We start from the raw sequence: 20,250 nt of genomic DNA on the forward strand, positions 1-20,250 counted from the left end.
CGATCTGGAGTTAGTCGAGACGCAGGCGACGTTCAGCGAAGACGTAAAGCGGCCGCCAGAGCGTTCTGTTGAAGAGTGTGACGAAGATCGACATGACGACGATGCCGAGGATAACCCGCGGAAAATCGCCAGCTTCCGTCGCCTTTGCGATGTATGATCCAAGCCCGAAGGCTTCGAGTTTCGTGTTGCCCCAGCTCGCCAGTTCGGCGACGATGCTGGCATTCCAGGAACCGCCGGAAGCCGTCAGCGCTCCCGTCACGTAATAGGGGAATATTCCCGGCAGTATCGCTCGCCGCCACCACGTCCACGAGCGGAGCTGGTAGACGGCGGATGCCTCGCGCAGATCGGTGGGGAATGCGCTTGCACCTGCGATGACGTTGAACAGGATGTACCATTGCGTGCCGAGCACCATCAGCGGCGACAGCCAGATATTCGGGCTGGCACCCGTCGCAACGATCGCAACCACTGCAACGGGAAAGAGCACATTTGCCGGAAACGCGGCCAGGAACTGAGCCAAAGGCTGTACCCGCTCCGCAACCGCCGGCCGAAGGCCGATCCACACGCCAATCGGAACCCAGATGACGCTGGCAACGGCAATCAGAACGGCCACGCGAATGAGCGTGACAAACCCTCCGGCAAAGGCGATCCAGACATCGCCCCAGGAGAGTGTCTGGCTGAGATAGGATACGCCATCCCAGACGCTCCAGGCGCCGACGACGGCAATCAGGGCATACCAGACAAAGTCGATCGCCCAGCCGACGGTGCGCCGCCCGCCCCGTTCCCGTGCAACCGAACGAGACATGGGCGAAAATCGCACGAGCATGAGCCAGCCCCATACGGCCGAAAATGGTGTCGTCACATATTTCAGCAGGCGCGTGCGGCGGATCAGCGAATAGACCCAGGAACGGGGCTTCTGCTGTCCCGCGGTCTGTTCGAAGCGAAACTTGTCCGCCCAGGCAACGATCGGACGAAAGAGCAGCTGATCGTAGAGGAGGATGACCACCCCCATGGCAAGCACTGCCCAGCTCACGGCAGCGAAATCCTGCTTGTCGATGGCAAGCGCCAACCAGGAGCCGAGCCCGGGAAGCTGCACCGTGGTATCGCCCACCGTGATCGCCTCCGAGGCAACCACGAAGAACCAGCCGCCGGACATCGACATCATCGTATTCCAGACCAGGCCGGGCGCGGCAAAAGGTGCCTCCAGCCGCCAGAAGCGCTGCCAGCTCGACAGGCCGAAGCCACGGCTGACCTCGTCAAGATCGCGCGGCACCGTCCGCAGCGACTGATAGAAGGAAAAGGCCATGTTCCAGGCCTGGCTGGTGAAGATCGCGAAGATCGAGGCGCATTCGGCCCCGAGCTGGCTTCCGGGGAAAAGCCCCATGAAGAAGGTGACGGTGAACGTCAGGAAGCCTAGCACCGGCACGGACTGCAGGATGTCGAGCGCCGGAATGATGATCTTGCCGGCGCGGCGGCTCTTTGCGGCAAGCGTCGCGATCACGAAGGTGAAGATAAGTGAGGCGACGATAGCCGCCATCATGCGCAAGGTGGTGCGCAGGGCATATTCGGGCAGATATGCCGGGTCCAGCGACAAGGGCGCCATAGACAGACCGTCCAGCGGCGCACGCATTTCCGCCACGCCGTGAAGCGCCAGATAGGTTGCAGCGGCAATAAAAGCGAACGCGGCAAGATCGTAGCCGTTCGGCAGAATGCGAGCGCCGGCCAACGCGGCAACGGCGCTGCGCTCGCCTCGATCGTTAGCAAGGAAAACCATGTAGGCCTCTTTGAAAATAGGAGATTATCAGTCTGTACACGGCCGTTTCGCGTGGCATTCGCGACGCCGGCGGTGCACTTGTTCAACGGAATACGGTCAGGCCGCCCGATAACTGCCATCCTCATCGAGGGCAGGCCCGTTCTCAGTGGTCCAGAAGCACTCGAGCTTCCCGGTGCGGGCGCTGATGTGCCAGACGGCCGTCAGGCGCGGACGCGGTATGGACACAGTCCGTTCCATCGATCGGGCGCCGTTCTTGACGGGCAAAATGTGCGATGCGGAAAATTGGGTTGCGAACGGCCGTCCGCGGAAAAGAACGATGTTGTTCATGGCCCACCTCCTCGGTCCGCCTGGCGGCAGATCCCGAGGCGAGCCGGACAGGCTAGGCCCGACCGACGCTCGCCCGGCGGATGCCGGCAGCGGTCCAGGTTGTTGCGATGGCCGTCCGGATGCGGCACGAAGCTGCAGCCGGACAGCGACTAGGGTAGCTGTCCATTGGTTTCTTGATCTGTTGGTTTCGTCAGCCTTTGCATCAGTCGTGCAGGCAAGGCGGTATTCTCACACCCGCCATGGAGGGTCAATCAGCCGATGGTGCATGGCCCTTATACCAAGGTATATGCCGTCCCGTTTCACCGGCCATGCACGCTGCGGCAACCGATAAAAGCCGAGCCCGGTAAAGGCGTTGGAAGGCTCGCTGCACCTGGGATCCGAACTGCGGTGAATGGCGTATCTCAGCAATCCCGCCTGCCCTTAAAACCATGCAGCCGGCCGGCGAATGCGACATTCGTGCCGGGCAGGAAGCCTTCCCTGTAGAGCGATGCGCAGGGCAGAACCGCCATTGGCGCCCGGTCGTCAGAAAACGGGATTTTGCGCAACAATAACTTTCAAAGTAGAGGCATGACAATAGTTGAGTTGCAAATATTCATGCCGTGCCGCAGAAATATAAGATCGATTCGACTGTGATATCGACGTTTAGCCGGCCTATAATCGCGGTTTTTCCAGAAGAGCACAGTCGTTACATGTCTGAAGCAATATAGAAGGCGCGATGGAATTTTCACTCAGAACTTTTGGAGAGATCGCTCTTCTGGACGGTGACGAACGCCAAATAGGATTCCCGAAGAAGGCACTGTTGATACTTGCCTATCTGCTTGCGAGCGACAGCAAATCCACCAGCAGGACAAGCATGGCGCGCTTTCTGTGGGGAGATGGCGACATTGCAAACTCGTTGACAAACCTGCGCAAGCTCATCTCTCGCATCAAAAGCAGGCAGTCGGGCCTGAAGATGGAATTCCTGATCTTCGACGACACGGACATCCACCTCGTCCACGGCTCGATCGTGAGCGAGGCCACGCCATTCCGTACCGGCGCGCCCGAGAATTCTGCAGAAAATATTGCCATCCTATCAAGAAGCCTCAACTTAAAATTTCTGGAGGGAGCCAACTGCCAAACCCGAGCTTTCCTCGACTGGAGAGAGGGCGAAAGGAAACGTCATCTCGCCATGCTGAAGGAAACGCTTGATGCCGTGGCAAAACCGGGTGCGACGGAGGGCGATGCTGCGATCATCAAGGAGGCCGCGCTCCTTCTTTTCGAAGCGGAGCCACAAGACGAGACGACCCACCGCATATTGTTGAAGGCGTTTGACGTCGAAGGCGGTCTTGAACAGCTCAAACACATGTTCTCGCGGCGCAGGGATATCGCCCCGTCCTGGCTGGCGGCCTTGATGGCGGCGCCACGCCCGCAACTATCCGCGGCATCGGCACTTTCCTCAACAGGCGCTACGCTGCAGCACGATATCGCCACGCAGCCTATCCTGCGCATACCGCGTCTTGCCTTGCTGCCACCCGGCAACGACAGCGCGGATATAGCCGCGACCATGGTCGCGTCCTCACTGGTCGAAGACATCACCCTCGGCTTTTGTGCCCTGCACAGCGTCAGAGTCATCGCCCCCTATTCCGCCGTTCAGATAAGCCGCCAAAGCGAAAATCAACTCGCGCTTTTCGAGCGCTACGACATCAACTACGTGCTGGAGACCCGATTGAGCGGGCACGATCGCGACCTCTCGCTATTTGCGCAGCTCATATCCCTGCCGAGCAACGAGGTCGTCTGGGCCGAGCGCTTCAACTTCGGCAAGCTGGATCTGGCTCGCAACAAACACGATATGTCGCGGCAGATCGTCCTCGCCGTCGCCGCCGAGGTCGAGCGCCATGAAATGACGCGCGCGTACTTTGAGCAGAACCCCGCCGCCTACCATCAATATCTTGTCGGGCAGCAATATCTTCACCGCCTGACCCTGCCGAACATGCGCCGCGCGCGCAAGGAGCTGAAAGCCGCCCTGCGCCAAAGCGCCGATTTTGCACCGGCGCTCAGCTCCGTCGCCCGCACCTATTCCAAGGAATGGCTGCTCACTGCCCGCGGTGACGACGGGCTGCTGAAAGCCGCAGAGGATTTTGCCACACGCGCCATCTCGATTCGCAACGACCTGTCCGACGGCTATCGCGAGCTTGGGGTCGTCAAGCTCTTCCGGGGAGCGATCGACGAGAGCGTCGAAGCGCTGGAAGTGGCGGAATCCTTCAGCCCGCATCATGCGGACGTCATCGCCGACCATGCGGACACGCTGGTGCATTTTTCCCGGCCGGGCCTTGCCCTGGAAAAAATCCAGCATGCTATGGAGCTCAACCCCATCAACCCGGATTCATATTTGTGGACGGCGGCCGGAGCGAACTATGCGCTCAGCCAGTTCCAGACCGCCCTCGACTACATCGGCCAGATGGCCGATCCCAGCCTTGCGGACAGGCTCGCGGCTGCTAGCTGGGCAATGCTGGGCCATCAGGACGAGGCCCGAATGCTGGTGCGCCGGGTCCGCGAGACCAATCCCGATTTCGATGTGGACAGGTGGCTGTCCCTCGTCCCGAGCAAGGAGCAATGGCACAAGGATCTTTATCGCGAGGGACTGAAGAAGGCCGGTTTCTGAACATCGCCACAAGCGGCATCCTGCCCGGAACGCTTGCAACTGTGCTAGAAGCGAGATGATCCGAAACCGCCAACATGGAAGGCCGACATCGTTGACTCGTCTACGCGCGGAAATGCCCGAGGATATCGACGCCATCAGCAAGCTCACCACCGCCGCCTTCGAAAACACGGAACACAGTTCGGGCACGGAGGCAGCGATCGTCGATGCCCTGCGTGCCGCTAGCGCGTTGACCATTTCTCTCGTCGCCCTGGAGAATGAAGAGATCGTCGGCCATATCGCCTTCTCGCCCGTCACGATCGAATCCGGAGCTGAAGCATGGTACGGCCTGGGCCCGGTCTCTGTCCGGCCCGACAGACAAGGCTATGGCATCGGCAAGATGCTGATCGAGAGCGGGCTTGCCCAGTTGAAACAAAACGGCGCCAACGGCTGCGTCGTCCTTGGAGACCCGGGCTATTACACCCGCTTCGGCTTCACGAGCGATCCGGCCCTTCGCTACGCCGACGTGCCGGCCGAATATTTTCAGCGGATCGTATTCAAGGGACCGCCGCCAACCGGCGCGGTTGCCTATCACGCAGGGTTTGATGCTTGAGCAAAACAAAAAAATGGTGGGCCCGGAGGGACTCGAACCCCCAACCAAGCGGTTATGAGCCGCCGGCTCTAACCATTGAGCTACAGGCCCGGCACGAGAAAAGGCCTCGCGCTTGCGACTCCGGAGCAATGGTTCCCCGGAGCCGACTTGGCTCTAACCCAATTTCTCTTTTACGACAAGGGACTGCCGTAATACCTTCACAATCAATCAGCAAAAGCGAACCTGAGGGATTATCAACCAAGGAACGAACCATGCTACTGACGAAAACCAGAGATTTTGCTCTTGCCGCTCTTGTCAGCGCCACTTTCTTCGTGCCCGCGGCTGCGGCCTTCGCCGAAGATGCCAAGCCGCGAGAAGCCGTCATCACCGTCACCGGCGCGGGACATGCGGCGGTCGCGCCGGATATGGCCGTCGTGACGCTGTCGGTCGTCCAGCAGGCGAAAGCCGCTCAGGATGCGCTCGACCAGAACAACAAGGCCATGGGCGCCGTGCTGGCGACACTGAAGGAAAGCGGCATCGCCGAGCGCGATCTGCAAACCTCGGGTTTTTCCATCCAGCCGCAATACACCTATTCGAACGACAAGGACGGCCATACACAGCCGCCGGTGCTGACCGGTTATCAGGTGACGAACGGCCTGACCGTTCGCGTGCGTGATCTCTCCAAGCTCGGCGGCCTTCTCGACCAGGCGGTCAAGCTCGGCGTCAACCAGGGTGGCGATATCCAGTTCACCAATGACAAGACGGATGCGGTCCTCGAAGAAGCCCGCAAGAATGCCGTCGCCGATGCTGCGGCCAAGGCGAAGACCCTGACGGATGCCGCCGGCGTGAAGCTCGGCCGCATCATCGCAATCCACGAAGGCGGCATCGCTGCCCCGCCGCAGCCTTACATGCGCGCCATGGCCGCCGCAGCGCCGATGGACAAGGCCGTTCCCGTCGCGAACGGTGAGAACGAATACAACGCATCGGTGAGCATCACCTACGCGATCCAGCAGTAACCAAAACAAAACCGCCCTTCGCTCAGATCCGCAAGGATCGAACAAAGGGCGGTTTCGCGGCCCCCGCCAAAAGGCAAAAGGTCAGAAAAAAGAGCGGGGCGCCTTGTGCGCCCGCAATGCCTGTCAGCGGCCCAGAAGCGGGCAACCGCGGACGTTGGCGAACATCATCGTATCGGGGCCGCGGCGGCCGAAGCCATCGACGATGACGCGGCGCGGCGTCACGTCAACGACGCGTGCACGGCGCAGACCATAGCTGCGGGCAACATCGATCGCCTGGCGCGGATCGCAGCCGCGACGGTCGAAGCGCGGCGGTGGCGGACGATCGTAATCCGGCGGTGGCGGGCGATGCCGGCCCGGACCGACATAAATATCCACGCCCTGCGCGGAGGCAAAATCCGCCGTGCCCGATAACGCAGTCACTGCGACGGCAACGGCGACCCCCAACTTTGCCAGCATTTGTTTCATTGTGTTCTCCATGAAGCGAAAAGGCTTCTCTCTCATACCTGCAAGATTTATCGAGCGAGTGCCCAAGAGGTAACGGCGCGATACTGAACGAGCTCAGAATCAGCCATTCATCCGCTATTCAGGTACAATGAACGCCAAAATGACACCAGATGGCCGATAATAGCACAGCGTAAAAAATAAAGCCGCCTCCCTTTCGGAGGCGGCTTCGAATCCATCGAATAGATGTGGAAAACCTGAGCGAGCCCGGCCGCTGCGATCAGCGACGGATCAGCGGGCAACCCGGAGCGTTGGCGAACACGACCCGATCCGGACCACGGCGGCCGAAGCCTTCGACCACGACACGGCGCGGTGTGATATTGTCGATACGGGCGCGGCGCAGACCCATTTCGCGCGCCTTCTGGACGGCGAGAACCGGCGAGCACGAGCGACCGCGGTTGTGATCGTAGCGAACCTGCTGGATACCCGGATGGAAGTCATTGGCCGATGCCGTAACGGCCGTTGCAGAAACGGCGCCGAGCGCGATGAGAGCTGCAATACCTGCCTTGGCGAACAGATTGGTCATGGTGTTTCTCCTTCAAATCCTTGCTGCGGATCGTTGCAATCCCGTTGTCGGCCGATGCCTTTGGGATTGGGCTCACATTAGGTCAGCCAAGCTGAACCGAACGCGAATTGTCCGTTCAGATTGTATTCATGACGGTTAACAACCAGTTGACGAAATCATGGCGCCCGCTCAGGCGGAGAAATGCAGCACGATTTCGCGCCGATGCGGCCGGTCGCGATGCTCGAAGAGATAGATGCCCTGCCAGGTGCCGAGCGCCAGCCGGCCATACGTCACCGGAATGCCGATCGAAACCTGCGTCAGCGCGGACTTTATATGCGCGGGCATATCGTCCGGCCCCTCCATCGTATGCACGACCCAGCGCATCGAAGGGTCGGAGGATGGCGGCACAAGGCGGCTGAAGAAGGTTTTGAGATCGGTCTTCACATCGGGATCGGCATTTTCCTGAATCAGGAGGGAACAGGAGGTATGGCGCACGAAGACGGTCAAAAGCCCCTCGCCGCCAGCCGCAGCTGTCCGAACGAATTCCGCTGCCTCATCGGTGAATTCATAGAGGCCCTGACCGTGGGTCGAGAGCGTGATGGCGGTTTGCGGCATGGCGCTTCCAGAATGTGGTTACGGCGATGCGCATGAAGTCGGGCGCGGTGACCGGAATGTCAAGTCCGGGCACTGCCACAACCTATAGCTCAATGGCGATGTCGAAGCCGCCATAGATCATGCGCTCGCCGTCGAAGGGCATGTTTTCCATGTGCTCCTTCAAGCGCGGGTCAGCCATGACCTTCGCCAATACCGCGTCGCGGCTCTGCCTCGATTCATAGGTGATCCACGAAAATACCACGACCTCGTCTTCCGTCGCCTGCACCGCACGCGGGAAGGATGTGCGCTCGCCATAAGGCACATCGTCGCCGATGGCTTCGACATAGCTGAGCGCACCATGCTCCCGCCAGACCTCTCCGGCCGTGCGGGCCAAATCCTTGTAGACCTCGATCTTGTCTTTCGGCACGGCGACAATGAAACCGTCGACATAGGACATTTCTTCCTCCTTTGTTCTATGCTCACCCTCAAAGGACGGTCGACGACGGCCGGATCCGACATGGGCGGCACATATTTTGCCGCTTTCCCGCCACGGGGCCGCAAGCACGAAGGATCCGTCAAGCGATCCATCCAAGGGAATGCCAATGGACATAGAATACAGGCACGATCCGAATCTTGAAAATAAGGCGCTCAATGCCCTCTGGACGACAGCATGGGGCAGCTCCAAGCCGCGTGATTTCCAGCCGATCCTCTCCAAAAATCTCGCCCATGTTGCCGCATTTTCAGGCTCGACGTTGATTGGTTTCGTCAATGTCGCCTGGGATGGCGGCATTCACGCCTTCATTCTCGATACATGCGTCGATCCGGCCTTTCGCGGCAGGGGCATCGCGAGCGAACTGGTCGAGCAGGCGAAAATGCTGGCCCGCGACCGTGGCGCGGAATGGCTGCATGTCGATTTCGAACCGCACCTGACCGGTTTCTATCGAAAGCTCGGCTTCGCTCCGACGGAGGCTGGCCTGATCCGGCTGCGCGACTGATACGCGGCTATCCCTTGGCTGCCGACCGGATCTGCGAGAGCAGCCAGTTGCGGAACAGGGCTGCGGCGGGATTTTGCAGGGCACTTGGAGGATAGAGAAGATTGTAGCCGACGGCGGCCGGCTGCACCTCGACAAAGCACCGCACCAGCGTTTTCTCGGCGATGTCATGCGCGACCAGCGAACTGCGAACGAGAGCGAACCCCCGCCCTTGCCGGCAAGCGTCGAGCATGTCGGTGAAGGAAGCGAACAAAGGCGCCTCCTCCACCGCCCGCGCGATATCGAAGACCGCCCTTCCCTCGGCATCGTTCCCGCCGGCAATCTGCTCGTACCAGCGTTGCCAATCCAATATCGTGTGCCGCATGCCGGCATATCGCAGGAGCGGAGCGGCTCTTATCGCCTCGCGCGGCGGCAATTGCCTGGAAAGTGCCGGCGAACTGACGACAAACTCCTCGTCCGTCAGCAATTCCTCATGCGTGAGCCCTGCCTCGGCACGCCCGAGCCAGATGGCAAGATCGATGCCCCCAAGCTGGAAATCCGGGCGCTGATAACCAACAGCCACCTTCACCTCGATCTCCGGATGCCGCTGGCAGAAATCCGGCAGCCGCGCCGCCAGCCACTGGCTGGAAAACTCCGGCGACATGGAAACCGTCACGCTGCGGATCGAAACATTTGCACGCGCCTGATAGAGCGCCGCCTCCAGCTCGGAGATCGTGCCGGCGATCGCGGGATGCAGGCGGGCACCCAATGGCGTCAGCCTCGCACCATTCCGGCCCCGGTCGAACAATCGTCCACCGACCCATCCTTCCAGCTGCGCAAGCTGATGACTGACGGCCGTTTGCGTTTGTCCTATCCGTTCCGCGGCGCGACCGAAACCGCCGGTCTCCGCAATAGCGCAGAACGTCTGCAGCACGGACAATGGTGGAAGCGGTCTCTTTCCCATGAAAATTCTGCATGTTTCCGCGTGAAAGGCTTCATTATACATCGCTTTGAGTAAGGCGCATCCGTTCGTTTCTCCGCAACTTTGAGAGTAGCGACAGATGAAGATCTTTCATGGTTTCAGCATAAGGCGCTGGATCGTACGCCTGGTTCTGCAAACCGGTGCTGAAAGGCAGACGCAAAGCAGCCACAAGCGGGACACCCTGTCGCCGGCGAACAGACATCTGCTGAGGGACGTTGGCGTAAGCGGGAGCGAAGAAACGCGCCAGCAGGATGGAAAACGCTAGCCTTTGAGCGTCTTGACCTTGGTCAGATCCGGGAAAAGCCGCGTCCAGAGCAGCACCACGACGATGGTGCCGACGCCGCCGACGATGCCGGTCAGGACCGGCCCAAGCGCACTGGCAAGCATGCCCGACTCGAACTCGCCGAGCTGATTGGATGTGCCGATGAACAGCGAATTCACGGCATTGACGCGACCGCGCATGGCATCCGGCGTCAGGAGCTGGACGAGCGAGCTGCGCACGACGACGCTCACGGTATCGGACGCACCGACGACGAAGAGCGCCGCAACCGAAAGGATGATGTTGCTCGACAATGCAAAAACGATGGTGGCCACACCGAAAACAAGCACCGCAAACAGCATCTTCTTGCCGACATCGGTCTGCAGCGGCCGCCGCGCCAGCCAGATCGACATGACCAAGGCCCCGATTGCCGGCGCACCGCGCAGCAGGCCGAGCCCCCAAGGGCCCGCATGCAGGATATCGCGCGCAAACATCGGCAACAGCGCCGTCGCGCCGCCAAGCAAGACGGCGAAGAGATCGAGAGAGATGGTGCCGAGCATGACGGGGCGGCTCCTGATGAAGGAAACCCCGGCAAAGACCGAACTCAGGGTCATCGGCTCGCGCGAGGGCGACTGCAGCCGCTCGAGCCGGATCGAAATGACGTTGAAGCTCGCAATGACGTACAGCACGGCCGAAACGGCAAACGGTACGACCGGGCTGACGCCATAGAGCAGGCCGCCGAGCGATGGCCCGATGATGAAGGCGGTCTGCATCATGGATGTCGAGGTGGCGATGGCAACCTGCAGCAGCGACGACGGCACGATATTCGGCAGCAGCGCCGCCATCGTGGGACGCTCGAAAGCCGTCGCAGCGCCCATGACGGCGACGGCGGCCAGAATGCCGGCCGGCCCTATCCAATGCTGCCAGACGGCGGCCGCCAATACCAGGGCCGTCAGCGCCTCGATCAATTGGCAGGCGAGGCCGATGCGACGCCGATCGAACCGATCGGCGACATGACCGACGACGAATGTCAGGATGACCATGGGAAGAAACTGGCAGAAGCCGACGAGGCCAAGGTAGAAGGCGCTGTGGGTCTGATCGTAGATCATCCAGCCCATGGCGACCGTGACCGCCTGAAAGCCTATCGAGGAAAAGACACGCGACGCAACGAATGAACGATAGCCGGGGTGACCGAGCACGCTGGGCCGGTCAAGGTTCTGCAGGGTATCCATGAGCCTTCTTCGTCTGCCGGCACGAAAGCTCGCAGACATGCTTTTTCAAACCGCTGAAATTCTACAGTCCCCTGCTCTGCCTGAACGCACCTCTTGTCAATCTCGTTTTTGCTGCAGTTGCGAATTCATTGCGGGCGACGGATCAAATCGCGGTGAAGAAGCCGTAAGGCGTCCCCGTCTGCCCTCGATCGACCAAATGGAAGCCAACTCCGCGGCAAGCGCGCCGATCAGCTTCGGAACGTCGTCGCCCGCCGTGTCGTGCATCGCTTCCGCGACAATGAGCACCGAGCGCGTGCCGTCGCGCACGGCGGATAGGCCGCTCTGCCGGTTGGTCCAGCGCCGGGCATGGGCCTGTCCCGCCGCATCGGCGAAGATCACTTCTCTCGGCTCCGGATGCTCCATCTCGCCGGCAAAGGTCAGGTAGGATTCGCTGCCGTCTGCGTGCCGCACCTCGAGATCGCCGGATATCTTCGAGAGATCGAAAACGGCGACGGGAATGGCGAAGGCGATCGAGACCGCATTGCATAGATCGACGAGTGGATGCAGCCGCGGCAGCGCCCCTTCCTGGCGAAAGCGGCGAAGCAGCGCTTCGGACGCGCAGCGATATTGCGTCGGCTTCAACCCCATTTTGGAGAAGCTGCGCCGCCAGGCCTGGATCTCAGGCATCTCGCTTTCGGGACCTTGGGCCAGCCGTTCCGCAGCGGCCGCATGATATCCGGCGGCAGGAGCGGCGGCGTCGACGGTCGAGGTGATCCCTTCGGCAAACAGCGTACCGGCGACCAGCTCGGGAAACTCGGCCCACATCTCGTTCGAATGGCGGAAAAACATGGAATCTCCTTCTGCTGATCCTGCTTCGGCAGCAGAAAACCGCGTCATCGTCTCCCGGTCTTGAACAAAATTGCAGACGGCTCAGCTCATGGCCGCGGCATAGGCGCCGGGCGAGACGCCGAAATTGCGCACAAAGAGGCGGGTCATGTGGCTCTGATCGGCAAAGCCGCAGGCAAAGGCAGCCTCGGCCAAGGATGTACCCGCCGCGATCAGCCGCCGCGCCTCGTGAATACGACGCTGCATGAGGTAAGCATGGGGCGTCAGTCCCGTCGCCTTGGTGAAAGCCCGCAGAAAGCGGAAGTGGCTCAACCCGCAGAGTTCGGCAAGTTCGGCAAGGGTCAAGCTAGCGGCCGGATCGTCATCGATCCGATCCCGCGCCCGGCTGACAACCGCGGGACTGGCATTGTCCCTCGAGCTGCCTCCGCCCTGGCGCATCACGCCGGCAACGAGCGACAATAGCAGCCCGTCCCGCAAGAGAGCATTCCGGGCCGTTGCCTCGATCAGAAGCGGGAACAGGGTTTTGAAACGCGCGGCCATATCGCTGCTGCGGATGACAGGCGATGGAAACTCCATCGCTCCACACCGGCCTTCGCCGATGTCACGCAACAGGTCGCCGATGAGCCGTGGATCGAAATAAAGCATGGACCATGCCCGGCTCTCGCCGACCGGCATGCCGTCATGCACCTCGTTCGGGTTGACGCTGATGATATCGCCCGCTTCGGCCTGCACCATCCCGCGCCCGCTGAGCGATGCCTGTGCGCCGGCTTCGATGATGCCGATGCCGAATTGATCATGCGTATGCTTGGGAAAGCTGTGGCCCGTCTCGGCCCTCACCACCTCGATGCCGGCGGCATTAGAGCGAAGTATCGTGAACTGGCCGGACCTCATCCGCACCGCCCTCCCATGCGGCCAACTCTGCCGTCCCAAACGACGTGATGACAACCGATCATCGCCTGTGACGGGCAGTTTTGCGCATCTCCGATCGGGACACAAGCTCAGACGTCGGCCGGGGCCTTTATGTCCGCCGTCGTCGCTAGCGGCGCCTGCGCATTGCCGGCGACAGCAGCCGGCAGCGGTGTTCCACGCCTGCGCTCCCGCGCCAGCGTCAACAGGCCGGAAAAGATGATAAGCACGATGCCGAGGGCCATCGGCATGTCGATGCTGTCGTTGAACAGCAGGTAGCCGAAGGCGATGGCCCACAACATCTGGCTATATTGCGGCGGCGCGACCAGATTGGCCGGCGCCATATGCGCGGCATTCAACAGCAGGACGTTGCCGAAAGCGCCAAGCAGGCCATAGCTCGCCAGGAAAATCCATTGCGTCGGCGTGGGCATCGTGACTTCGGAGAGCATGAGGAAGCCGCTGACGATCATGGTCCCGAAGAGGCCGGCCCCATAGAGCGAGATGCGTTTTTCCTTCGAGCCGAGCGCGCGATTGATGACGATGGAAATCGCGCCCGCAAGACCGCCGATAGCTGCGCAGAGATGACCGATAGACAGTTCTCGAAAACCGGGGCGCAGGACGATCAATACGCCGACGAAACCGAGGATGACGGCTGTCCAGCGCTGCCAGCGCACGTCCTCCTTGAGGAATATCACCGAGAGGATCGTCACGAAGGACGGCAACAGGAAGAGCAGCGCGAAAGCCTCCGCCATCGGCAGCTTGGTGAAGGCGATGACGGAGCAGATGGCGCCCGTCGCGCCGCAGATGAAACGCAACAGCCAGAAGGGACGGCTCGACGTCTTCACCATATCGAGCCAGCCGTCCTCCCGCCGCTTCAGGAACGGCACGGCGGCAAAACCGAACAGCGCTCCAATGAAGGCGACTTGATAAGACGGAACGACGCCGTGCAGGATCTTGATCGAAGCATCGCTGAAGGCGAAGACGGCATAGGCCGCGAATGCAACAAGGACTCCGCGCAAGGCGGAGCGGCTCGCGGCCACGGAGCTGGAATCGGCTGTAATCGAGGACATCGGAAACGTCACGAAACGATGGGAGGACACTGAATCAGGTAGTTACAGCCAGTTGTATGATGAAATGAACCGAATTTCGATTGGGCTGGCAATAAACTATTGTTTCAGGTGGATGCCGGAAGCGACTATTCCGGATCAATTTCCAACGAAGCCCAATTTATCCAGCTGGCTCGGGGAAACATGACCCCTGACCGTGTAAGAAAAGGCAGTAACCTTTAGAGCATCACCATCCACTTCGCAGGTGAATGCCACTTTCTGCCAGCCATTGGGGGTCTGCACGGCGACGCCGTCGCCAAACAGACTGACATCGGAAACCATTGCCTGCGACAATGCGGAATTCACATAACCAACGGCCCGTAAATCGCTGCGATATTGAAGCTTTTCCTCGGAATTACAGAGGTAGGACACACGCTGACGCCGCGGCAACTTCTTCCAAGCGTCGTACTCACTCTTCGACAGGCGCGCCATCTCGGCGCCTGAGTAGAGCTTTTTGGCCTGGATGGCTCTCTTCGGCGCCACCGATCTAGGCGGTTGCGGCTCGGTGACCAGGGCCGTGCCGCTCGCCGGACCGCCTTGACTGCTCGAAGCAGACTGGCTCTGAGAGCTTTGCTGCGTCGGAGATGGCTTTACCGCCGGAACGACGATCTGCGGCGGATCCTTAGCCTGCCCGGCAGGAGATTGCTGTTGCGGATCGCCTGAGGGTGCCTGTGCGGCCTGTTGCGCCTGCGGATCGTTCTGATCGGTCGACGGGGCCTGTGGCTGCTGCACCTGCGAATCCGAAGGCTCATTGGTCGCCAGCACATCGGGCGCCGTGGAGGAAGCTTTTTCGGTCGAATCGCTTGCCGGCGGCTGCGCCGCATTGGCTTGCTGGTCCTTGGCGTCAGCTTGCTGTTGGGCCTCCTGCGCCTGTTGCGCCGCCTCTGCTTGGGCCTGAGCCTGGGCTTGGGCAGCAGCCGCCGCTGCGGCCTGAGCCTCCTGCTCCTGCTCAGCCTTCGCATCGCTCGGCGGCGTCGGAGGGGTATCGCTCGGCTGCTCAGAAGCTTCGGCCTGCTGCGTGGTGGTCGGGTCCTTCTGATCGCCCTTCATATCCGGAAGAGGTGTCTCGGTCGCGGAAGGCTGCTGCTCCGCTTTCTCGACAGGCTTCTCAGCACTGGGATCGTCAGGCTTTTCCGGCTGATCGGCCTTGGTCTCATCAGGTTTGGCGGGGGGCTTCTCCGATGCCTCCTTGCCTTGTGGATCGGATTGCTTCGGCGGCTGTTCGTCCGGCTTCTTTCCTTGAGGCTGCTGCGGCTCGTCTTTGGCGTCGGCCGTCTGCTGCTGCGGCTTCTCATCCGGCTTTGGTGTCGGTTTCGGAGGCTGATCGGGCTTCTCGTTCGCCTTCGTCGCCAGCTCCTGCTTTTCCTCCTGCTGCGGCACCAGCTCGACGTTGACGCTCTGCTCGGGCTTTGCCTGCGGCGGCGCCGGAAGCAGCGGCAGCAGGAAAATGGCGACAAACAGGACGTGCAGGAGGATCGACAGGACAAAGCCCGGCCTCATCTCCTTATCCCGTTTTGCCTCAGCCCGTTCCATCGTTCAGCGGATGGCTCGTGCGGAGAAAGCGATCAAGAGGAAATTGCGCATCGATTCATTCGATCCTTACCGGCAAACAGACGAGAGGACTCTTGGGTCCGCAGACATATGGTATCCGACAGCACTCCCCGAAAGAGGTATTTGTCGAAATCGAACTTGTCAGGCATCCGTGCGATCCGCAATGGCGCAAAAACAAACCTGCGTGATCATATAGCGCGAAAACCCGCGCATCCACCGTTAGAAGAACTCGTCCAGCAGCCGATATCGTCACTAAGTCATGACCTCCACCAAAGGTGGAGGTTTGAAACGCTGCGCTTGAACCACTAGAAGTGGTTTTGTTAGTGCTTAGTAGCTACGATTAAAGAGGTCGGCAAAGTCGGAAGCTTTGTCGGCCTTTTCTTGGTTCCGGATATATTGTCTGACGACCTGCTCATTATAGCCCGTCGTCGACACGAAATACCCACGTGCCCAAAAGTGATACCCTTTGTAGCGGCGCTTACGCGCGTACTTGTTGGCAATGTAAAGAGCCGTCTTGCCCTTCAAAAATCCAACTATATGCGCGACCGAGTATTTCGGCGGGATCGATATCAACATGTGGACATGATCGGGCATCAAATGACCCTCTTCGATCTGGCAGCCCTTTTGCTGAGCCAGACGACGTAAGAGTTCACCCAACTCTCGACGCACATCCCCGTAGAGTCTTTTCGTTCGGTATTTGCTGCCAAAAACAACGTGATATTTGCAGTCCCACGTCGCATGCGAGAGCGATTGCTCATCCATATAACCTCCTTGTTTGAAGTCTGGGCCACGCCAGCGGTTCAAGCAGGAGGTCTCTCAACTACCGTGTAAAACTCGTCCAGTCCTCCACCGTAGGTGGAGGTTTATTCTTGATATAAAAAGCCCGGCTCGCTTTCGCGAACCGGGCTCGATGTCGTAACAGCGCCAATCTCGGCTTAGCTGTCGAGGAAGCTGCGGAGCTTGCGGCTGCGGCTCGGATGTTTGAGCTTGCGCAGCGCCTTGGCTTCGATCTGGCGGATACGTTCGCGCGTCACCGAGAACTGCTGGCCCACTTCTTCGAGCGTGTGGTCGGTGTTCATGCCGATGCCGAAGCGCATGCGCAGCACGCGTTCTTCACGCGGCGTCAGCGATGCCAGAACGCGGGTCGTCGTCTCGCGCAGGTTCGCCTGGATGGCGGCGTCGATCGGTAGAAGCGCGTTCTTGTCCTCGATGAAATCGCCGAGATGCGAATCCTCTTCGTCACCGACAGGCGTTTCGAGCGAGATCGGCTCCTTGGCGATCTTCAGCACCTTGCGCACTTTCTCGAGCGGCATGGCGAGCTTCTCGGCCAATTCTTCCGGCGTCGGCTCGCGGCCGATTTCATGCAGCATCTGGCGCGAGGTGCGAACGATCTTGTTGATCGTTTCGATCATGTGCACCGGGATACGGATCGTCCGCGCCTGGTCGGCGATCGACCGGGTGATCGCCTGACGAATCCACCAGGTGGCGTAGGTCGAGAACTTGTAGCCACGGCGATACTCGAACTTGTCGACCGCCTTCATCAGGCCGATATTGCCTTCCTGAATGAGGTCGAGGAACTGCAGGCCGCGGTTCGTGTACTTCTTGGCGATGGAAATGACGAGGCGCAGGTTGGCTTCGACCATTTCCTTCTTGGCGATGCGCGCTTCGCGCTCGCCCTTCTGCACCATGTGAACGATGCGACGGAACTCCGAGATCGAAATGCCGGTTTCGGTCGCAAGGTTCTGGATTTCCTGGCGAATATCGCGGATCGTCGTGTTTTCGCTCTTGGCGAATTCCTTCCAGCCGCGGGCGGCCAGATTGCCGATCGACTTCATCCAGTTCGGATCGAGCTCGGCGCCCTGATACTGTTCCAGGAAGCTGTCGCGCTTGACGCCATAGGATTCGGCAAGGCGCAGCAGGCGGCCTTCGTTCTGAACGAGGCGCTTGTTGATGTCGTAGAGCTGCTCGACGAGGGCGTCGATGCGGTTCTGGTTCAGCGACAGAGACTTGACGGACTTGACCAGCTCATCCTTGAGCTCCTTGTAGCGGCGCTCCTGCGCCGAAGACAGCGTGCCGGAAGCAGACAGGCGCTGTTCCACCTGCTGGTCCTGCAGTTTGCGCAGCTTCTTGTAGGTTTCGGCAATGTTGTCGAGCGTCAGCATGACCTGCGGACGGAGCTCGGCTTCCATCGCGGCGAGAGAGAGGTTGGATTCGTCCTCGTCCTCTTCCTCCTCCTCGATCGGCAGGCCCTCGCCGCCGACATTGGTGATGTCGTCGTCGCCGGACGGAGAGCGGCCGCGACGTGCCTTTTCCTTCTCTTCGGCAGCCTTGCGGTCGGCCTCGATCTTCTCGGGGCTCTGGAACTGCGGCGCAGCCTTGGCCTCGGGACCGGAATAGGTGGTTTCGAGATCGATGATCTCGCGCAGCAGCGTCGTGCCCTCGTTGAGTTCGTCGCGCCAGATAATGAGCGCCTGGAACGTCAACGGGCTCTCACAGAGGCCGCCGATCATCGTTTCGCGGCCAGCCTCGATGCGCTTGGCAATCGCGATTTCGCCTTCGCGCGACAAGAGTTCGACGGAACCCATTTCGCGCAGATACATGCGCACCGGGTCGTCCGTGCGGTCGGTCGGCTCTTTCTTCTTGGCGGTGGCAAGCGCGGAGCCGCTGGTCGGGGCCAGTTCGCCGCCTTCGCTCTCTTCGTCGCCGCCGGCATCGTCGTCGTCGCTTGTCGCGGCGCCGGCCTCTTCGACATCCTCATCTTCAATGACGTTGATGCCCATGTCCGAAAGCATGGCCATCGTATCTTCGATCTGCTCGGACGTCACTTCTTCGGACGGAAGGACGGCGTTGAGCTCGTCCATCGTCACATAGCCGCGCTTCTTCGCGGCCTTGATCATCTTCTTGACCGCGTCATCGGAAAGATCGAGAAGTGGGCCGTCGGAGGTGCCGTCGCGTTCGACTTCAGCTTCTTCGTTCTCTTTGACCTTCGTTGCCATCTCTATATCGTCGCTTTCCCTGACGCTGCAAACTTACACGCGGTGAAACATTCATTCTGGCTGGCGCGCCCTGCACCAGCCGCGACTCACCGACAAACACCTAACGGAATGACCTTTAATGCCCGATTAACCACGATCACCGCCACCGGAGTGCAAAGCTGGATTGCGTTTGGATTTCCGGCCATGGTAGTAGGTGATCCGCTTGATCCAGTTTACCGTTCTTTCCGAAGTCAAACGGTGATTCCCAGAATTTTAGTTCTCGTCAAGCTTTTCCAGCAAAAAAGCCCGTTAAATGCACGAAAAAGCCTTATCCACAGGCTCGGTGCGCCGCAATCAATTGTTTCCCGTATTTAGGAAGTCCCCGCGCGATGACAAGAGCATCCTAAACAAAGCCTCACATTTCCGGCATCGGCAGGTATTATCGACGCCGGAAGTGTGTCCGAATGGCATCAATTCCAGTCCATGACGACCTTGCCGGAATTGCCGGAACGCATAGCTTCGAAGCCATCGCGGAAATCGTCGATGCCGATACGGTGGGTGATGACGGGCGATACATCGAGACCGCCCTGCACGAAGGCAATCATCTTGTACCAGGTCTCGAACATCTCGCGACCGTAGATGCCTTTCAGGTTCAGCATCTTGAAGATGACCTTGTTCCAGTCGATCTCGAAGCCGGCCGGCGCAATGCCGAGAATGGCGATCTTGCCGCCATTGTTCATCTTGTCGATCATGTCGCGGAACGCGGGTGCGGCGCCCGACATTTCCAGGCCTACGTCGAAGCCTTCCGTCATGCCGACGGATTTCATCACATCGGCAAGGTTCTCCTTTGAGGCATCGACGACGTGATCGATGCCGACCTTGCGGGCGAGCGCCAGCCGGGTGGGGTTGATATCGGTGATGACCACCTTGCGCGCGCCGGAGCGCTTGGCGACCATCGCGCCCATGATGCCGATCGGCCCTGCGCCGGTGACGAGCACGTCCTCGCCGACCAGATCGAAGGACAGCGCGGTATGGACCGCATTGCCGAACGGATCGAAGATCGCGGCGATTTCGTCCGGAATGTCATCGGGGATCGGCACGACGTTGGATTCGGGAATGCAGACGAATTCGCCGAAGGAGCCGGGGCGGTTGACGCCGACGCCGAGCGTGTTGCGGCAGAGATGCCCCCTGCCCGCCCGGCAGTTGCGACATTTGCCGCAGACGATGTGCCCTTCGCCGGAGACGCGCTCGCCGACGTGATATTTCGTCACCGCCGAGCCGATCTCGGCAATCTCGCCGCAGAATTCATGGCCGACGACCATCGGCACGGGAATGGTCTTCTGCGCCCATTGGTCCCAGTTCCAGATGTGGACATCGGTGCCGCAGATCGCCGACTTCCTGACCCGTATCAGGACATCGTTCGGCCCGATTTCCGGCACCGGGACATGCTCCATCCACAGCCCGACTTCCGGCTTGGCTTTGACCAGCGCTTTCATCATGTTCGACATGATCGGTTCTCT

The 20,250-nt window shown here is 60.3% G+C and carries 20 protein-coding genes and 1 tRNA gene; 5 read left to right on the forward strand and 16 right to left on the reverse strand.

All coding sequences use genetic code 11. The features are described 5' to 3' along the window. Positions 1-10: 10 nt before the first annotated feature. Together GR212_RS17365 and GR212_RS17370 are read right to left on the reverse strand one after the other, a co-directional pair. Positions 11-1,771 carry an ABC transporter permease gene (locus GR212_RS17365; protein WP_163987826.1) on the reverse strand — a complete coding sequence of 587 codons (1,761 nt, stop codon included), beginning with the start codon at positions 1,769-1,771 and terminating at the stop codon, positions 11-13. Between the two features lie 96 nt (positions 1,772-1,867). Continuing rightward, a complete protein-coding gene (locus tag GR212_RS17370) occupies positions 1,868-2,098 on the reverse strand; it encodes a hypothetical protein (protein ID WP_163987827.1) in 231 nt (76 codons plus the stop codon). 715 nt (positions 2,099-2,813) lie between these two features. Between GR212_RS17370 and GR212_RS17375 the strand changes: the two genes are divergently transcribed. Together GR212_RS17375 and GR212_RS17380 are read left to right on the forward strand one after the other, a co-directional pair. Then, positions 2,814-4,739, forward strand: coding sequence for a hypothetical protein (locus tag GR212_RS17375; protein ID WP_163987828.1), 1,926 nt, complete (start codon positions 2,814-2,816; stop codon positions 4,737-4,739). A gap of 112 nt (positions 4,740-4,851) precedes the next feature. Beyond that, a complete protein-coding gene (locus GR212_RS17380) occupies positions 4,852-5,328 on the forward strand; it encodes a GNAT family N-acetyltransferase (protein ID WP_204326647.1) in 477 nt (158 codons plus the stop codon). 14 nt (positions 5,329-5,342) lie between these two features. On the opposite strand, the gene GR212_RS17385 is transcribed toward GR212_RS17380, so the two are convergent. Further along, positions 5,343-5,418: transfer RNA gene (locus tag GR212_RS17385), tRNA-Ile, on the reverse strand. 161 nt (positions 5,419-5,579) lie between these two features. Here GR212_RS17385 and GR212_RS17390 point away from each other — a divergent pair. Further along, positions 5,580-6,323, forward strand: coding sequence for an SIMPL domain-containing protein (locus GR212_RS17390; RefSeq protein WP_163987830.1), 744 nt, complete (start codon positions 5,580-5,582; stop codon positions 6,321-6,323). Positions 6,324-6,446: 123 nt separating this feature from the next. Here the strand turns inward: GR212_RS17390 and GR212_RS17395 are convergent, their stop codons facing one another. From GR212_RS17395 to GR212_RS17410, 4 genes are all read right to left on the reverse strand, one after another. Further along, entirely contained in the window at positions 6,447-6,788 is a 342-nt protein-coding gene (locus GR212_RS17395; RefSeq protein ID WP_163987831.1) for a hypothetical protein, read from the reverse strand. A gap of 256 nt (positions 6,789-7,044) precedes the next feature. After that, positions 7,045-7,350, reverse strand: a complete 306-nt coding sequence (locus GR212_RS17400) for a hypothetical protein (protein WP_163987832.1) — start codon at positions 7,348-7,350, stop codon at positions 7,045-7,047. Positions 7,351-7,518: 168 nt separating this feature from the next. Continuing rightward, complete coding sequence (locus GR212_RS17405; RefSeq protein ID WP_163987833.1) at positions 7,519-7,944, reverse strand: secondary thiamine-phosphate synthase enzyme YjbQ; 426 nt, start codon at positions 7,942-7,944, stop codon at positions 7,519-7,521. Between the two features lie 82 nt (positions 7,945-8,026). After that, entirely contained in the window at positions 8,027-8,380 is a 354-nt protein-coding gene (locus GR212_RS17410) for a DUF1428 domain-containing protein (RefSeq protein WP_163987834.1), read from the reverse strand. Between the two features lie 145 nt (positions 8,381-8,525). Between GR212_RS17410 and GR212_RS17415 the strand changes: the two genes are divergently transcribed. After that, positions 8,526-8,918, forward strand: a complete 393-nt coding sequence (locus tag GR212_RS17415) for a GNAT family N-acetyltransferase (RefSeq protein WP_432444373.1) — start codon at positions 8,526-8,528, stop codon at positions 8,916-8,918. Between the two features lie 7 nt (positions 8,919-8,925). On the opposite strand, the gene GR212_RS17420 is transcribed toward GR212_RS17415, so the two are convergent. The 8 genes from GR212_RS17420 to rpoD form a co-directional block, all read right to left on the reverse strand. Continuing rightward, on the reverse strand, positions 8,926-9,858 hold the full coding sequence (locus GR212_RS17420; protein WP_163987836.1) for a LysR substrate-binding domain-containing protein: 933 nt from the start codon (positions 9,856-9,858) through the stop codon (positions 8,926-8,928). A gap of 279 nt (positions 9,859-10,137) precedes the next feature. Further along, on the reverse strand, positions 10,138-11,367 hold the full coding sequence (locus GR212_RS17425; RefSeq protein ID WP_163987837.1) for an MFS transporter: 1,230 nt from the start codon (positions 11,365-11,367) through the stop codon (positions 10,138-10,140). A 96-nt stretch (positions 11,368-11,463) separates the two neighbouring features. Further along, positions 11,464-12,195 carry a B3/B4 domain-containing protein gene (locus tag GR212_RS17430; RefSeq protein ID WP_163987838.1) on the reverse strand — a complete coding sequence of 244 codons (732 nt, stop codon included), beginning with the start codon at positions 12,193-12,195 and terminating at the stop codon, positions 11,464-11,466. A gap of 81 nt (positions 12,196-12,276) precedes the next feature. Continuing rightward, the gene (locus GR212_RS17435) at positions 12,277-13,083 is read right to left on the reverse strand and encodes an AraC family transcriptional regulator (RefSeq protein WP_163987839.1); all 807 of its coding nucleotides are present in this window, start codon (positions 13,081-13,083) and stop codon (positions 12,277-12,279) included. 107 nt (positions 13,084-13,190) lie between these two features. Continuing rightward, positions 13,191-14,168, reverse strand: a complete 978-nt coding sequence (locus GR212_RS17440; protein ID WP_163987840.1) for a DMT family transporter — start codon at positions 14,166-14,168, stop codon at positions 13,191-13,193. A 135-nt stretch (positions 14,169-14,303) separates the two neighbouring features. Beyond that, positions 14,304-15,737, reverse strand: a complete 1,434-nt coding sequence (locus GR212_RS17445; protein WP_163987841.1) for a DUF930 domain-containing protein — start codon at positions 15,735-15,737, stop codon at positions 14,304-14,306. A gap of 345 nt (positions 15,738-16,082) precedes the next feature. Continuing rightward, on the reverse strand, positions 16,083-16,517 hold the full coding sequence (gene tnpA, locus GR212_RS17450) for an IS200/IS605 family transposase (protein ID WP_113356627.1): 435 nt from the start codon (positions 16,515-16,517) through the stop codon (positions 16,083-16,085). 173 nt (positions 16,518-16,690) lie between these two features. Next, the gene (gene rpoD / locus GR212_RS17455) at positions 16,691-18,751 is read right to left on the reverse strand and encodes an RNA polymerase sigma factor RpoD (protein WP_163987842.1); all 2,061 of its coding nucleotides are present in this window, start codon (positions 18,749-18,751) and stop codon (positions 16,691-16,693) included. A gap of 42 nt (positions 18,752-18,793) precedes the next feature. Here rpoD and GR212_RS17460 point away from each other — a divergent pair, with 42 nt between their 5' ends. Beyond that, positions 18,794-19,105: a hypothetical protein gene (locus GR212_RS17460; RefSeq protein WP_163987843.1), complete on the forward strand. Its 312-nt coding sequence runs from the start codon at positions 18,794-18,796 to the stop codon at positions 19,103-19,105. 95 nt (positions 19,106-19,200) lie between these two features. On the opposite strand, the gene tdh is transcribed toward GR212_RS17460, so the two are convergent. Next, complete coding sequence (gene tdh / locus GR212_RS17465; RefSeq protein ID WP_163987844.1) at positions 19,201-20,238, reverse strand: L-threonine 3-dehydrogenase; 1,038 nt, start codon at positions 20,236-20,238, stop codon at positions 19,201-19,203. Between the last annotated feature and the right edge of the window lie 12 nt (positions 20,239-20,250).

Source organism: Martinezella lusitana (genome assembly GCF_010668395.1).
Classification (GTDB): Bacteria; Pseudomonadota; Alphaproteobacteria; order Rhizobiales; family Rhizobiaceae; genus Rhizobium; species Rhizobium lusitanum_A.